This is a genomic window from Mycobacterium sp., assembly GCF_019247615.1.
Taxonomy (GTDB): domain Bacteria; phylum Actinomycetota; class Actinomycetes; order Mycobacteriales; family Mycobacteriaceae; genus Mycobacterium.
In genome coordinates, this window is the sequence record NZ_JAFBAT010000106.1 from 1 (window position 1) to 14,342 (window position 14,342).

The following is a 14,342-nucleotide window of genomic DNA, read 5'->3' on the forward strand; positions in this document are numbered from 1 at the left end:
CCGCCGGGTCGTCAGCCGCCAACTCCCGGCCAACCTCTTGCGAGCCGGCTTCCAGCCTTTCGCCGGCGCTGTACCGCCGCTCCACCACTTCCTCTGGGAGTAGTTGCAAGACGTCGGGCAGATCATCCGATGTGCGCCAGTAGATCAAGTCGCCGCTCTGGATCCGGAGTCTTCGGGCGAGGCGAATAGGTAGCCGCACCTGCAGTTTCGAGCTGACAGGGTGCGGACCGTCTAGCGCAGACACAGAGTCGAGTATGCGCGTTGTTTTACTTTTTTTACAACGTGGAGTAGCCTTTAGTTAAGCGCTGACCCGGGCCCTCATGGCCCGGCTAGGCACTTTCAGCCCCGTTCCCGCTCACCGCGGGGCGGGGCCTCTAACTTTTCGGGCTCGACGCGCATCACATCGTGCGGAGAACGATTCCGGCGGCTGCTCGAGGCTTGAGGGCAGCAACTGCGCGATGTGTGGCACCCCCGAGTTCACTCCACATGCCTTGTGGGCAAACGGATTCGATGTTTCGGCCAGGTGGTATCACGCTGCGAAACGCCGCGTAAGCAAGAAGATCGGCGACCTGGATGAAATACGCCTGCCTGGATTGTCGCGCCACGGGATCGTCAACCAACTGCGTGGCGGGAGCGACGATCGTGCCGCCCCCATATGCGCTGCCGGCCGTCAAGTGCCGGCGTGCCCTACGAACCCACCGACGAACTGCATCGTTCTCACCTTCGTCGTGGATAACGATGAAGCGGGTGTTTTCCTTCGTGCTGGTGCGCTCTAACCGTTGCAGCAGGCCTTCCCATGCCAGATCGAAACAGGCAGTTGACGACGTAAAGCCTGTGCGCTTGTCGACGACGATGGCGAATGCTCGAACGTCGAGGGATGAGAGGACGCGGAGATGAGCTCGATAGATCACACGTCGGGCTCCGTGGCCGAGGTTATATCGGCGCAGATCGCCCGAGTTTCTGAGGAGGTAGTTGGCTTTGATCTCCGCGCGCATGTGGACGCCAAATTTGTCTCGCACGCGCCGGCGGAAGCGCAGCAACCCATCGAAGGTGGCGGGCCAGTTATCAGCGTCGACCAGCACGCATCCGAGAACGAAGGTCTGGGAGCCACCGCTACTCGGATCGCCGGTGTTGCCGGATTCATCGATGTAGGCGACGAGCATCCGACCATGCTCACATGGAGGTACTGGTCGCTCGGCCACGTGGTGGCCACAATTTGACCACAGTTACAGATAACTGCTGTTAACTACAGTTGTGTCTTTTTTGCACGCCGACCGGGCTGTAAACCCCTGAACTGCATCATGATTCGCCTTTGCAAGGCAGGTGTCAGGGGTTCGATTCCCCTAGGCTCCACTTTTTTCGGGCTCCGGTTCTCTTCCCTTCCTGCGCTTCCTACGGCCGCGGCTGCACGTTGACGCTGGGCGGGCGGGGCGACGGCTCCTCGTTTTCCTGATGCATCGAGCGCCGGACGATGCTGAACGCGGCGGCACCTCCAGCCAGGACGGCGACGGCCGCCCCCACGATCACCCAGGGGCGCTTGCCGCGGCGATGCGAACGGCGCGCGTCCTGCAGCGCCTGCGGCAGCCCGGTGACCACCTCCTGCGCGGCAGCGAGCTCCTGGGCGAGGGTTTCCTGGGCCGCGGCGATCTCACGCGCCAGGCGGCCCTCCCGGTAACGGCGGCGCAGATCCCCCGTCGTCGACCGCGCGGATTGCACACCCAGCCCGACAACGCCTCGGGTCAGGTCCACGGGTCCGACCGCCGAGTAGGTCAGCCCGCGGGTAAGTCGCTCCCGAGGGGTCAGCCGCGATGCCGTCTTCGCGCTCATCTGCCACCTTCCTGTGCCGCTCATCCGGTGCCCATCATTGCTATGGACGGGACGCCCGCCAGCCTATTGCGCGCGCCCATGTTTCGGCAGCCTCCTCGAGCGACACCGGGTGCGGGCATGCCCGCGCGTGATGGCAGACTCTAACCCCGTGACTAACAGCCCCATTCAGACCGCCACCGCCACGCTGCACACCAACCGCGGAGACATCAAGGTCGCCCTGTTCGGGAACCATGCGCCGAAGACCGTCGCCAACTTCGTCGGGCTGGCGCAGGGCACCAAGGAGTACTCGACGCAAAACGCATCCGGGGGCCCGTCCGGGCCGTTTTACGACGGAGCGGTTTTTCACCGCGTCATCCGCGGCTTCATGATTCAGGGCGGCGACCCGACCGGTACGGGGCGCGGTGGGCCGGGCTACAAGTTCGCCGACGAGTTCCACCCCGAGCTGCAGTTCGACCGGCCATACCTGCTGGCGATGGCCAACGCCGGTCCGGGCACCAACGGCTCGCAGTTCTTCATCACGGTGGCGCAGACCCCCCATTTGAACCGGCGCCACACGATCTTCGGCGAGGTGACCGACCCCGATTCCCAGAAGGTCGTCGACGCCATCGCGACCACGGCCACCGACGGCAACGACCGTCCCACCGATCCGGTCGTGATCGAGTCGATCACCATCTCCTGAACGCCGCGAGCCGGTTCGTCACGCCCTCTTGCGACCCGCGTAGCCGGCGGCCGTCAGCGCATCGAGCACCTCGAGCGGATCGGTCCCGAGGTCCCAACGGGACAAGACCACCAACCCCCCGGAGATGGTTTCGACCTCAAGTAAACGAACCCTTCGAGCATGGCGGCGAAACTCGGTGATGCGGATGATCTTGATGTCGGACCGCTGCAATATCTGCGTCCGGAACCAGCCGCGCAACACCAGGCCGCGCGCCGTCATTGCCAGTTTTGGACGCGCGCGCCATGTCACGCCCGCAAACAAGATCAGACCCGCTGCGGCAACGCTCGTCAGGATGCGGCCCGGCGGGTCTGTGACAAGGGTCACACTCGCGATAGCCATCAGGAATCCGGCGAGCCCGCAACCAGCGACTCCCGCCGTTCGCGGCGCCCATTCAGTTTGCTGCATACGTCGCTTAGGCCCTCTTACCACTGCCTATGGAGTTATCCACAAGCGCTATCAACAGTGGGGATGAATCACACGCGTGTGATTGTGTGGTCACATTTTTGCTGAGCCAGTAACGGGCAGACCCCAAAATGAATTCATTTCGTCCGGCTGGTGCTCAATGCCACCGCATCGTGAGCAACAAACCGGTGATCATGAAGGCGAACGCGATCGCGTAGTTCCACGGCCCCAGCTGAGCCATCCAATTCAGGGCGGCTGGCGCCTGGCTCCCCACGGCGGCCAATTGAAACACCATCAACCAGACCAGCCCCACCAGCATGAGGCCGACGAACAAACAAACGAACCACACGCTGGACGGTCCGACCTTGACCTTCACGGGCGTGCGGCTGACGGCACTGACCGCGAAATCGTTCTTCTTGCGGACCTTCGACTTGGGCATGATTACCTCAACACGTTGAGCGGGACGGGTGCGACGATAAGGATGCAACTGCGCCTGTAGCTTGGCTACGAGACTAACTCACCCGACCCGGTGACCAGGAAATGTCCACCCGGAATTGGAGAGGCAATGGTCGACATGCGCCGCTCACCGTGGCGCCTCGGTGTCCCCCTGGTGTGCTTACTCGCCGGGATGCTGCTGGCGGCCACCCACGGTGTGTCCGGCGGATCCGAGATCCGTCGCAGCGACGCGCCGCGCCTGGTCGATTTGGTTCGCCAGGCGCAGTCCTCGGTGAATCGTTTGAGCGCGGAACGCGACCAGCTGGCCAACAAGATCGATTCGACACACGGCCGGTCCCCGGATGCGGCCCTGGCAGCCATGCGTCGGCGCGCCGCGGAGCTGGCCGGCGAGGCGGGAATGGACCCCGTTCACGGGCCGGGCCTGGTGGTGACACTCCAGGACGCGCAACGCGATGCCAACGGCCGCTTTCCGCGCGATGCATCGCCCGACGATCTGGTCGTGCACCAGCAGGACATCCAGGCCGTCCTGAACGCATTGTGGAGTGCGGGCGCGGAGGCCATCCAAATGCAGGACCAGCGGATCATCGGGACCTCCGTGCCGCGTTGCGTCGGCAACACGCTGTTGCTCAACGGGCGGACCTATAGCCCGCCGTACACGATCACAGCGATCGGCGATGTGGCGGCCATGCAAGCCGCCCTGGCGGCCGCTCCCCTGGTGATCCTCTACAAGCAGTACGTGGTCCGATTCGGCCTCGGCTACCGCGAGGAGGTGCAGCCCGATGTCCAGATCGTCGGCCATTCCGAACCGGTCCGGATGCACTTCGCACAGCCCGCCGGCCCGGTGGGGTACTGAGCGCGATCGGCTCAGGCGTCGAACGGTAGCCTGACACGATGCGGATCCTGGTTGTCGACAACTACGACAGCTTCGTGTTCAACCTGGTGCAATACCTCGGCCAGCTCGGCGTGGAGGCCGACGTGTGGCGCAATGACGATCCCCGCCTCGGTGACCCGCAGGGCGGTCCCGCAACCGTCGCGGCACGATTCGACGGTGTGTTGCTGAGCCCGGGACCGGGCACCCCGGAGCGCGCCGGAGCGTCGATCGGCCTGGTGCGCGCGTGCGCCGAGCAGGGCACCCCGCTGCTCGGGGTCTGTCTGGGACACCAGGCTATCGGCGTGGCCTTCGGCGCCACGGTCGACCGTGCGCCTGAGTTGCTGCACGGCAAGACCAGCCAGGTCTTTCACACCAATGTCGGTGTGTTGCAAGGACTTCCGGATCCTTTCACAGCGACGCGCTACCACTCGCTGACGATCCTGCCAGAGTCGCTGCCGTCGGCGCTGGAAGTCACGGCGCGCACCAGCAGCGGTGTGATCATGGCCGTGCGCCACACGAATCTGCCGATTCACGGTGTTCAGTTTCATCCGGAGTCGATCCTGACCGAGGGCGGTCACCGCATGCTGGCGAACTGGCTGGCCTACTGCGGCTGGTCGCGTGACGACACGCTGGTGCGCCGTTTGGAGAACGAGGTCCGCGCCGCGGTGCGGCCGCAGCTTCCAGCGGATCCGGCGACTACTGACCGAACTTCAGCGTGATGACGCCGTCCCGGTTGACTCCGGACCCGGCCGGGGGGCTCTGATACACCACCCGGTGAGATTGAGCACCGCCGGCGTCGACGTCGGGGCCTTTGTCCAACGCCCCTGTCCAACCCAGCGCGCGCAACCGCGGTTCGGCATCCGTCCAGAACATGCCGGTCAGATCGGGCATCACGAATTGGTTGCCCCGGGACACCTGTAACTCGATGACCGAGTCCACCGGAACCGTCTGGCCCTTCGACGGATTGGTGCCGAGCACCTCGCCGGCCGGCCGGATGCTGTCCACCGGCGCCTGGCTGAACTTGGTGAAGCCGTAGACGGTCAGGTTCTTTTCGGCGATGTCCACGGTTTGGCCCGCGACGTCAGGTATCTGCTTGGTCTCCGGGCCCGAGCCGATGATGACGGTGATCACGTTGGTGATCGCCGAGGTTTGGTTGGCCGGCGGGTTCGTGCCGATGACCTTGCCCAACAGATCCGGCGTCGACGGCGAGTTCGCCTGCTTGAACTTGCTGAATCCCGCCGCTTTGAGCTTGGTGACGGCGTCGTTGTAGCTCAGCGAGGAAACGTCGGGCACCTCGCGCTGCTCGGGCCCGGTGGAGACGTTGATGGTGATCTCGTCGCCGGCGCTGACGGAAGAGTTGGCCCCGGGGTCGGTGCTGATGACGTGATCGGGCGGAACCGTCGAATCGGGCTTTTGCAGGGTGCGCGTCTTGAAGCCCCGGTTCTGCAGGGCGGCAATCGCATCCGCGGAAACCTGACCGCGCACGTCGGGCACTTGCACCTCGCGGGTGCCGCCGCCGAACGTGTTGAAGCCGATGACGACTCCGACCGTCAGCACGGCCAGGACGACGACCGCAACGACCCAACGACCGATTGAGCCGCCGACGCGGTCACGGTCGGTGTCATCCAGAGCCTGACGCGGTAACGGATCCGTGCGCGGACCCCCGTGCCCACCCGTGGACGACAGCAGTGTGGTCCGCTCGGCGTCGGTCAGCACCTTGGGAGCCTCCGGTGTCTCACCGTTGTGCACCCGAACCAGGTCCGCGCGCATCTCGGCGGCGGTCTGATAGCGATTCTCCGGATTCTTTGCCAGCGCCTTGAGGACGACGGCATCGAGGTCGGCGGAGATGCCTTCGTGACGTTTCGACGGCGGAACCGGATCTTCGCGGACATGCTGATAGGCGACCGCAACGGGCGAGTCACCGGTGAAAGGCGGTTCCCCCGTGAGGATTTCGTAGAGCACACAGCCCAGCGAATAGACATCGGACCGGGCGTCGACGGGATCGCCGCGAGCCTGCTCGGGCGACAGATACTGGGCAGTTCCGATGACGGCGGCGGTCTGTGTGACGCTGTTCCCGCTGTCGGCAATCGCGCGCGCGATGCCGAAGTCCATCACCTTCACCGCGTTGGTGTTGCTGATCATGATGTTCGCCGGCTTGACGTCGCGGTGAATGATGCCGTTCTGGTGGCTGAAATTCAGCGCCTGACAGGCGTCGGCGATGATCTCGATCGCCCGACGGGCTGGTATCGGACCGTCGGTGTGAACGATGTCCCGCAGGGTGACGCCGTCGACGTACTCCATGACGATGTAGGGCAACGGGCCGGTGGGTGTCTCCGCCTCGCCGGTGTCGTACACCGCGACGATCGAGGGGTGATTGAGCGCCGCGGCGTTTTGCGCTTCCCGCCGGAAACGCAGATAAAAGCTTGGGTCGCGGGCGAGATCGGCGCGCAGCACCTTCACCGCGACGTCGCGGTGCAAACGGACGTCGCGGGCCAGATGAACCTCGGACATACCCCCGAAACCGAGGATGTCGCCCAGTTCATAACGGTCGGAAAGGTGCTGCGGGGTGGTCATTGTGGTGTGCGGCTCGAATCATCGACCGGGCGCATGTCCATCGCGCGGCTCCTGCTGGGGTCCTTCCGGCCCGCGTCGCTGAGGGGATGGGGTTCGGGCGGCCCGTGATTGAATCCAGCATTACCTACTGTGCCGGGATCCGTCCAATTGACTCGCAGACGAGGGGCCGCCCCGCCAGGAGTGTTGCCGGGCGGAGGCGCCGTTGCCGGCGGGGTGCCGGTGTCGGTGACCGTGGGGGGCGGCGGCTGCGGGCCGTTTTCCGCCCGGGAATTGATGACGATGAGCACCGCGATGATGATCGCCAGGGCTCCGAGTACCCCCGCCGCCCATAGGAGCGCGCGCTGACCCGACGAGAAGGTGCGCCGCGCCGGCGGTGGGCGGCGACCGCCAGTGGGCGGTCCCGATCGGCGGGCCGCGGGACTGCGCCCCGCTACCGCCGCCCTGGCCTGCGGGCTGGACGGGATGGCCGCCGGTGAGGCCCGTCCCGGGGGCGGCGACTGGCTGGGTCGCGGGGGACGCCGGCCCGCCCGCACCGCGGCGACGGCGTCCGCGAACGGCCCGCCGCTGCGGTACCGCATCTGGGGATTCTTGACCAGGGTGATCTCGATGAGCTCCCGCACATTGGGCGGCAACTCGGCCGGCAGCGGGGGCGGGGGTTCTTTGATATGCTTCATTGCCACCGTCAAAGCGCCGTCGCCGGTGAAGGGCCGCTTACCCGAAACCACTTCGTAGCCAACGACTCCCAGCGAGTAGACATCGCTGGCCGGTGTAGCGTCGTGTCCCAAAGCCTGCTCGGGGGCGATGTATTGCGCGGTCCCCATGACCATCCCCGTCTGGGTCACCGGCGCGGCGTCGACGGCTTTGGCGATGCCGAAGTCGGTGATCTTCACCTGGCCGGTCGGAGTGATCAGGATGTTGCCCGGTTTGACGTCACGGTGCACCAGGCCGGCGGCGTGCGCTACCTGGAGGGCCCGGCCGGTCTGTTCCAGCATGTCCAGCGCGTGCCGCAGCGAGAGCCGACCAGTGCGCTTGAGCACCGAGTTGAGGGGTTCGCCGTTGACCAGCTCCATGACCAGGTAGGCGGTGCGGCCCTCGCCGTCCATCTGGCTCTCGCCGTAGTCATGCACCTGGGCGATGCCCGGATGATTGAGCATTGCGGTGGTGCGCGCCTCCGCACGGAAGCGTTCGATGAACTCGGGGTCCTGGGAGAACTCCTGCTTGAGGACTTTGACGGCGACGCGACGGCCGAGCCGGCTGTCCACCGCCTCCCATACCTGTCCCATGCCACCGGTGGCGATCAGGCGCTGCAGGCGGTACCTGCCAGACAGCGTCACACCAACTCGGGGACTCATGCCTCGACTCCCGCTCGCTCCGGTCCTCGCTCATTCACGGGGCTTATCGGGTGGCGACCCGCTTCGCCCGGCTTCGCCGCGCTCGCGATCGCCACGGGGCTTATCGGGTGGCGACCCGCGTCGATCGCCACGGTCTTCGGACGGCTCATCGTCCTCCCTGCAGCGCGGCCTCGATCACGGCCCGCCCGATCGGCGCCGCGAGCGCACCACCGGTCGCCGACAGGCGGTCGCCACCGTTCTCCACCAACACCGCCACGGCGACCCTGGGCGTCTGCGCGGGCGCGAACGCGATGTACCACGCGTGCGGAGGGGTGTGCCGCGGGTCGGTGCCATGCTCTGCAGTACCCGTCTTGGATGCAATCTGCACGCCGGGAATGGCCCCTTTCTGCTGTGCGACCTTCTCGGCGCCGACCATCAGCTCTGTTAGCTTAGCGGCGACCTGCGGCGACACGGCGCGCCGCTGTTGAAAGGGCGCGGTGACGCTGATGTTGGACAGGTCCGGTCCCTTGAGGCTGTCCACCAAATACGGCTGCATGGTGACGCCGGCGTTCGCAATGGTCGCCGCGATCTGAGCGTTTTCCAGCGGGGTGAGCGCGACGTCCTTTTGGCCGATGCTTGACATGCCCAGCGCGGCGGCGTCCGGGATCACTCCGACGGTTGATTCGGACACCTCCAGCGGGATCACGCTCGGGGGGCTGTCCAGCCCGAACGCGCGCGCCATGTTGCGCAGCGCGTCGGCTCCGGTGGAGAGGCCCAGTTGGACGAACGCGGTGTTGCAAGACCGGGCGAACGCTTGACTCAGAGGCACCGTGGGCCCCTCACCGCACGGTGTGTCACCGTAGTTCTCCAAAGTGGCTGTGCTGCCGGGGAGTCGGATGGAGGCCGCAGAGGTCAACTGCTCGGTGTCCGAAGCGCCGGCCTGCAGGGCCGCCGCGGTGGTGACCACCTTGAACGTGGAGCCGGGCGGGTAGGTCTCGGCGATGGCGCGGTTGACCATCGGATTCTCGGGGTCGTCACGAAGCCGCTGCCAGGCCTGCGCCTGCGCGTCGGGATCATGCGACGCGAGCAGATTCGGGTCGTAGGACGGCGACGACACCATCGCCAGAATCTTGCCGGTGGACGGTTCCAGGGCGACGACCGCGCCCTTGCACGGTGGCCCGCCGCAGCCTTGCTGCATCGCATCCCAAGCCGCCTGCTGGACGCGGGGGACGATCGTCGTGTCGACGTTGCCGCCGCGCGGATCCCGGCCGGTGAAGAAGTCCGCCAGGCGGCGCCCGAACAACCTCTCGTCGGAGCCGTTCAACAGCGGATCTTCGGCCCGTTCCAGGCCGGAGCTGGAATAGCGCAGCGAGTAGAAACCCGTGATCGGCGCGTACACCGCAGGGTTGGGATAGACGCGCAGGAAACGGAAACGGCTGTCCGTGGCGACGGAATAGGCAAGTAACTGCCCGCCCGCCACGATTTGCCCGCGCTGACGGGAATACTCGTCGAGCAGCACGCGCTGGTTGCGCGGGTCGGCGCGCAGCCCGTCGGCCGCGAACACCTGGGTCATGGTGGCGTTGAGCAACAGCAGCACGATCAGCGCCATCACGGTCATCGAGATCCGCCGGAGAGAGGCGTTCATACCCGCTCGATCACCTCGGTGCTGGCCGCCGCGATCGGCGACGTGTTGCGTGCGCGGGGCCGCAATGGGCGGCGGGCGCTATCGGAGATGCGCGCCAGGATGGCCAGCAGCACGTAGTTCGCCAGCAATGACGACCCGCCGTAGGACATCCACGGTGTGGTCAGCCCGGTGAGCGGAATCAGTTGTGTCACACCGCCGACCACGATGAACAGCTGGATAGCTAGCGTCGACGCCAGGCCCGCCGCAAGCAGCTTGCCGAAGCTTTCCCTCGTCGCGATCGCCGTGCGCAGTCCGCGGACGATGATGATCGTGTAGAGCATCAAAATGCTGGCCAAACCGACCAGCCCGAGCTCTTCTCCGAAAGCAGCGGTGATGTAATCCGTCGACGCGGCCGGTACGGTGTCTGGTTGACCATTGCCCAGCCCGGTGCCGAAGATACCGCCGGTAGCAAAGCTGAACAATGACTGGACGGTCTGGTAACCGGCACCGTCGGGGTCGGCGAACGGGTCCCACCACATCTGCACCCGAACCCGGACATGTTCGAAAATGAAGTACGCCGCAACGCTTCCCGCCGCGAACAACACCAGGCCGATGACCACCCAACTGAACCGCTGGGTGGCCAGGTAGACGACCACCAGAAACGACGCGTAGAGCAGCAGCGAAGTGCCGAGGTCCTTCTCGAAGACCATCACACCAACCGAGATCACCCAGGCCGCCAACAATGGCGCAAGATCGCGGGGGCGCGGCAGGGTCATGCCCATGAAATGCTTGCCGACGCTGGTGAAAAGGCTCCGCTTGGTGACCAGCACCGCCGAAAAGAAGATCAGCAGCAGGATCTTGGAAAACTCCGCTGGCTGAATCGAGAAGCCCGGCAAGCGAATCCAGATTTTGGCGCCGTTCTGCTCGGAGAGCGAGTCCGGAAGCAGAGCGGGAATCACCAGCAACACCAAACCGCTGACCCCGCAGATGTAGCCGTAACGTGCGAGCTGCCGATGGTCTTTCAGCAAGGTGATCACCAGCACGAACACGGCGACGCCGATGACCGTCCAGAGCATCTGCTGGCTCGCGTTCGGATGACGGCGACCGCTCAAATCGTGGTTGGCGAGGTCGAGCCGGTGGATCATCACCAAACCCAACCCGTTGAGGAGCGCCACTATCGGCAACAGCAGCGGGTCGGTGTAGGGAGCGAACCGCCTGATGACCAGATGCGCGCTGCCGAAGAGGACCAGAAAGATCAGGCCGTAACTCAACAGGTTCCAGCGCACGCCCCGCTCCTGGTTGGCCTCCACGATCAGTAAGGCAGCGATGGTGATGATGGCGGCGAAGCACAGCAATAGCAGTTCGGCGTTGCGCCGAGTTGGCAGCGGTGGCGTGACCGCGACCGGCGGCTGGAGTTGCGTGGTCATCGCGCGCTCACGTCAAGGCCCGGCAATCGATGCCCGGCTGGAGTGGGGGTAGCGGAAGTGCGGTCACCGTCTGGGTGGGAGTGGGCGACGTGGTCGCGGGCGCCGCTGGAGTGGTGTTTGCGGGACTGCTGGTTGAACTGGTGCTGCTTGGAGTGCTACCGGGAGTTGTACTTGGGGCTGTGGCATTTGGCTGCGTGGTGTCGCCCGTGGGCGTCGGGGTCTGCGGCGCGGGCGGAGAGGTGGCACGCGGGGGCGGACAGGGCGGGAGTAGGGAGTTTGCTGCCAATTCGCGCAGCTGGCCGATGGCGTTGTCGAGCGTCCCCGTCGGAAGCCCGGCCTGAACCTGTGCGCGCTCCGGAGGGCGCAGATCCTTGAGTTGCATCAGATGGCAATCGAGATGGCCGCCCGCCTGGCCGGAACTGATCAGCGACAGCTCGTTGCGGGCGTTCAGGCAGCCGATCAAATAGGGCTCGTGAAGGGACATGCCCAGCAGCGATCCTTGAATTCCACGCAGGATTGCCACCATGCCGTTGTATTCGGCGACATAGTAGTTGCTGCGAATGATGGCCCGGCCGATGCCGACGGCCGCAAGTACCAGCAGCACCACCAGCGTGATGACGATCGCCATGCGCCGCCGCGACCACCGCGACCTTTTCGGTGTTTCTCCTTGTGGCGGAGGGCGTTTGGCCGTCTCATCGCGGGGCCTGATGGCGGAGGCGCGGCCGGCCGACGTGTTGGGCGGGGTCAGCTGGTCGTCTTCCCCGGAGACGGCGCCGGCCAGAATCGGCTGTGTCTGGCCGTAGTCATAGTCGACGACGTCGGCCACCACGACGGTCACGTTGTCGGGACCGCCACCGCGAAGTGCCAATTCAATGAGGCGGTAAGCGCTTTCGGCTACGTCGGGGATTTGCAGAGCCTCGAGAATGGTTTCGTCACTCACCGGGTCGGACAAGCCGTCGGAGCAGAGCAGGTAGCGATCACCCGCACGCGCTTCTCGCATGGTCAGCGTGGGTTCGACCTCGTGACCGGTCAGTGCCCGCATGATCAAGGACCGCTGCGGGTGACTGTGTGCCTCTTCGCGAGTGATCCGCCCCTCGTCGACGAGGGTCTGGACGAACGTGTCGTCCTTGGTGATCTGGGTCAGCTCGCCGTCGCGCAACAGGTAGCCACGCGAGTCGCCGATGTGTACCAGCCCAATCCTGTTGCCGTCGAATAGGATTGCGGTCAGTGTGGTGCCCATGCCCTCCAGTTCGGGCTCCATCTCCACCTGTGCGGCGATGGCCGCGTTGCCGGCGCGCACCGCCGCATCGAGCTTGGCGAGCAGATCGCCGCCGGGCTCGTCGTCGTCGAGATGGGCCAGCGCGGCGATCACCAACTGGGACGCGACCTCGCCGGCGGCGTGACCGCCCATGCCGTCGGCCAATGCCAACAGCCGTGCGCCGGCGTAGACGGAGTCTTCATTGTTGGCGCGTACCAGGCCGCGATCACTGCGGGCGGCGTACCGCAGGACCAGAGTCACGGGCGCAACTCGATTGCCGTCTTGCCGATTCGAATCGGCGTTCCGATCGGAACCCGTACCGCAGTCGTCACCTTCGCCCTGTCAAGGTAAGTGCCGTTGGTCGATCCTAGATCCTCGACGTACCATTCCGAGCCGCGCTGAGATAGCCGGGCGTGCCGTGTCGAGGCGTAGTCGTCGGTGAGCACCAGGGTCGAGTCGTCGGCGCGCCCGATCAACACCGGCTGGCCGCTGAGGGTGATGCGCGCACCGGTGAGCGCGCCCTCCGTCACTACGAGATAGCGTGCGGCGTGGCGGCGTTGGCGCGACGGCAGCAACGTGTTGCGGAATGCCAGTCCGCGACGGACCATGACCGCCCCGGTGGGTGCATAGATGTCGGTCCGCAGTACCCGCAAAACGGACCAGATGAACACCCATAGCAGCATCAAAAACCCGGCGCGCGTCAGTTGCAGTACCAGCCCCTGCATCTGGCGTCCTTTCCGTCCTGGCGCCGCACCCCCTCGCGCCCGCCACACCGGGCATATCGGCAAGGTCACGATACTTGGACGGTTGTCGACGCGGGGCGAAGCACGGCGCTTGAGCCGGGTGCGTTCAGTGGATCCGAACGATGATCTCCGAGTGGCCCAGACGGATCACGTCGCCATCGGCCAACTGCCACTCCTGTACCGGTGCGTTGTTGACCGTGGTGCCGTTGGTCGAGTTCAGGTCGGACAGCAGCGCGACCTGCCCGTCCCATCGAATCTCCAGGTGACGACGCGAGACGCCGGTGTCGGGCAACCGGAACTGGGCGTCTTGTCCGCGACCCACGATGTTGGAGCCCTCGCGTAGCTGGTAAGTCCGGCCACTGCCATCGTCAAGCTGCAGCGTGACTGTGGTCGCCGGCGCTCCATAACCGCTCGCCCCGTAGTCGCCGTAGCCGGCGCCGACTTGCTGGCCGTAATCGGGCGGTTGGTACTCGTAGTCGCGGTGGGCGGTTTCCGGGAAACCGCCGCCTTGCGGCGTGTACCCGGCACCGGGAACGCTCTCGGCGTATTGGGTGTAATCGCCGGCGCCATACTCCTGCTGGCCGTATCCCCCGCCCGGCTGGTAGCCCTGTTCGTACCCGCCGCCGTGGTCTGGGTAAGCCGGCCTTGATGGCTCGGGCGGCTCGGGCGGGGCCTGCGGTGCCGGCGGGGCGTACGCGGCTTCGTCTTGGGGAGCCGGCCCCCGGCCGTAATCGCCATACCCGCCATAGCCCTGCTGGCCGCCGCCGGGGGGGCCACCGACGGGCTGGCCGCCGCCGCCTGGGCCATAGCCGCCCGGGCGGTAGCCCTGGTCATATGCCTGCCCGCTGTAGGCGCCCGGGGCGGCGGGACGTTGCTCGTACGGCGGGGGGTAGCCGCCCTGACCCTGGTCGGGGTAGCCGCGTCCCTGGTCTTGATAGCCGCGCTGTTCTTGGTATCCCCGCTGGTCGTAACCGCCCTGCTCGGGGTAGCCGCCTGGCTGGCCCTGGTAGCCGCCTTGCTCGGGGTAGCCGCCGGGCTGGCCTTGGTAGCCGCCTTGGTCGGGGTAGCCGCCGGGCTGGCCTTGGTAGCCGCCTTGGTCGGGGTAGCCGCC

At 66.0% G+C, this 14,342-nt stretch carries 15 protein-coding genes; 3 read left to right on the forward strand and 12 right to left on the reverse strand.

Annotated features, from left to right (window positions below; all coding sequences use genetic code 11):
* The 3 genes from JO059_RS07005 to cwsA all read right to left on the reverse strand — a co-directional run.
* Positions 1 to 244, reverse strand: a 244-nt coding sequence (locus tag JO059_RS07005) for an AbrB/MazE/SpoVT family DNA-binding domain-containing protein (protein ID WP_293315369.1), incomplete at its 3' end; no start/stop codon positions are given.
* A 154-nt stretch (positions 245 to 398) separates the two neighbouring features.
* Positions 399 to 1,163 (reverse strand): DUF3800 domain-containing protein, encoded by a 765-nt coding sequence (locus tag JO059_RS07010; protein WP_293315370.1) that lies wholly within the window; start codon positions 1,161 to 1,163, stop codon positions 399 to 401.
* Positions 1,164 to 1,392: 229 nt separating this feature from the next.
* A complete protein-coding gene (cwsA, locus tag JO059_RS07015) occupies positions 1,393 to 1,827 on the reverse strand; it encodes a cell wall synthesis protein CwsA (RefSeq protein WP_293315371.1) in 435 nt (144 codons plus the stop codon).
* Between the two features lie 130 nt (positions 1,828 to 1,957).
* Between cwsA and JO059_RS07020 the strand changes: the two genes are divergently transcribed.
* Entirely contained in the window at positions 1,958 to 2,506 is a 549-nt protein-coding gene (locus tag JO059_RS07020) for a peptidylprolyl isomerase (RefSeq protein ID WP_293315372.1), read from the forward strand.
* An 18-nt stretch (positions 2,507 to 2,524) separates the two neighbouring features.
* On the opposite strand, the gene JO059_RS07025 is transcribed toward JO059_RS07020, so the two are convergent.
* Positions 2,525 to 2,950: a PH domain-containing protein gene (locus tag JO059_RS07025; RefSeq protein ID WP_293315373.1), complete on the reverse strand. Its 426-nt coding sequence runs from the start codon at positions 2,948 to 2,950 to the stop codon at positions 2,525 to 2,527.
* 154 nt (positions 2,951 to 3,104) lie between these two features.
* Positions 3,105 to 3,386 carry a cell division protein CrgA gene (crgA, locus tag JO059_RS07030; RefSeq protein WP_293315374.1) on the reverse strand — a complete coding sequence of 94 codons (282 nt, stop codon included), beginning with the start codon at positions 3,384 to 3,386 and terminating at the stop codon, positions 3,105 to 3,107.
* 126 nt (positions 3,387 to 3,512) lie between these two features.
* Between crgA and JO059_RS07035 the strand changes: the two genes are divergently transcribed.
* Both JO059_RS07035 and JO059_RS07040 read left to right on the forward strand, forming a co-directional pair.
* Entirely contained in the window at positions 3,513 to 4,256 is a 744-nt protein-coding gene (locus JO059_RS07035) for a DUF881 domain-containing protein (protein ID WP_293315375.1), read from the forward strand.
* A 38-nt stretch (positions 4,257 to 4,294) separates the two neighbouring features.
* Complete coding sequence (locus JO059_RS07040; RefSeq protein ID WP_293315376.1) at positions 4,295 to 4,993, forward strand: aminodeoxychorismate/anthranilate synthase component II; 699 nt, start codon at positions 4,295 to 4,297, stop codon at positions 4,991 to 4,993.
* Here JO059_RS07040 and pknB read toward each other — a convergent pair.
* The 7 genes from pknB to JO059_RS07075 form a co-directional block, all read right to left on the reverse strand.
* Entirely contained in the window at positions 4,971 to 6,848 is a 1,878-nt protein-coding gene (gene pknB / locus JO059_RS07045; RefSeq protein WP_293315377.1) for a Stk1 family PASTA domain-containing Ser/Thr kinase, read from the reverse strand. The two genes, JO059_RS07040 and pknB, sit on opposite strands and share 23 nt — an antisense overlap.
* The gene (locus tag JO059_RS07050; RefSeq protein ID WP_293315378.1) at positions 6,845 to 8,200 is read right to left on the reverse strand and encodes a serine/threonine-protein kinase; all 1,356 of its coding nucleotides are present in this window, start codon (positions 8,198 to 8,200) and stop codon (positions 6,845 to 6,847) included. The genes pknB and JO059_RS07050 overlap by 4 nt, the downstream gene beginning before the upstream one ends.
* A 145-nt stretch (positions 8,201 to 8,345) precedes the next feature.
* Entirely contained in the window at positions 8,346 to 9,824 is a 1,479-nt protein-coding gene (gene pbpA, locus JO059_RS07055; protein WP_293315379.1) for a D,D-transpeptidase PbpA, read from the reverse strand.
* Complete coding sequence (locus JO059_RS07060) at positions 9,821 to 11,230, reverse strand: FtsW/RodA/SpoVE family cell cycle protein (RefSeq protein WP_293315380.1); 1,410 nt, start codon at positions 11,228 to 11,230, stop codon at positions 9,821 to 9,823. Before JO059_RS07060 ends, pbpA begins: the two co-directional genes overlap by 4 nt.
* Positions 11,231 to 11,237: 7 nt before the next feature.
* The gene (locus tag JO059_RS07065) at positions 11,238 to 12,749 is read right to left on the reverse strand and encodes a protein phosphatase 2C domain-containing protein (protein ID WP_293315381.1); all 1,512 of its coding nucleotides are present in this window, start codon (positions 12,747 to 12,749) and stop codon (positions 11,238 to 11,240) included.
* Entirely contained in the window at positions 12,746 to 13,213 is a 468-nt protein-coding gene (locus JO059_RS07070; RefSeq protein ID WP_293315382.1) for an FHA domain-containing protein, read from the reverse strand. Before JO059_RS07070 ends, JO059_RS07065 begins: the two co-directional genes overlap by 4 nt.
* Positions 13,214 to 13,337: 124 nt before the next feature.
* Positions 13,338 to 14,342 (reverse strand): FHA domain-containing protein (locus JO059_RS07075; protein WP_293315383.1); only part of this gene is annotated, 1,005 nt, incomplete at its 5' end.

Coding starts and splice junctions, on each gene's coding strand:
- JO059_RS07010 (WP_293315370.1), bottom strand. CDS start 1,163: ATGCTCGTCGCCTACATCGATGAATCCGGCAACACCGGCGATCCGAGT.
- cwsA (WP_293315371.1), bottom strand. CDS start 1,827: ATGAGCGCGAAGACGGCATCGCGGCTGACCCCTCGGGAGCGACTTACC.
- JO059_RS07020 (WP_293315372.1), top strand. CDS start 1,958: ATGGCAGACTCTAACCCCGTGACTAACAGCCCCATTCAGACCGCCACC.
- JO059_RS07025 (WP_293315373.1), bottom strand. CDS start 2,950: ATGCAGCAAACTGAATGGGCGCCGCGAACGGCGGGAGTCGCTGGTTGC.
- crgA (WP_293315374.1), bottom strand. CDS start 3,386: ATGCCCAAGTCGAAGGTCCGCAAGAAGAACGATTTCGCGGTCAGTGCC.
- JO059_RS07035 (WP_293315375.1), top strand. CDS start 3,513: ATGGTCGACATGCGCCGCTCACCGTGGCGCCTCGGTGTCCCCCTGGTG.
- JO059_RS07040 (WP_293315376.1), top strand. CDS start 4,295: ATGCGGATCCTGGTTGTCGACAACTACGACAGCTTCGTGTTCAACCTG.
- pknB (WP_293315377.1), bottom strand. CDS start 6,848: ATGACCACCCCGCAGCACCTTTCCGACCGTTATGAACTGGGCGACATC.
- JO059_RS07050 (WP_293315378.1), bottom strand. CDS start 8,200: ATGAGTCCCCGAGTTGGTGTGACGCTGTCTGGCAGGTACCGCCTGCAG.
- pbpA (WP_293315379.1), bottom strand. CDS start 9,824: ATGAACGCCTCTCTCCGGCGGATCTCGATGACCGTGATGGCGCTGATC.
- JO059_RS07060 (WP_293315380.1), bottom strand. CDS start 11,230: ATGACCACGCAACTCCAGCCGCCGGTCGCGGTCACGCCACCGCTGCCA.
- JO059_RS07070 (WP_293315382.1), bottom strand. CDS start 13,213: ATGCAGGGGCTGGTACTGCAACTGACGCGCGCCGGGTTTTTGATGCTG.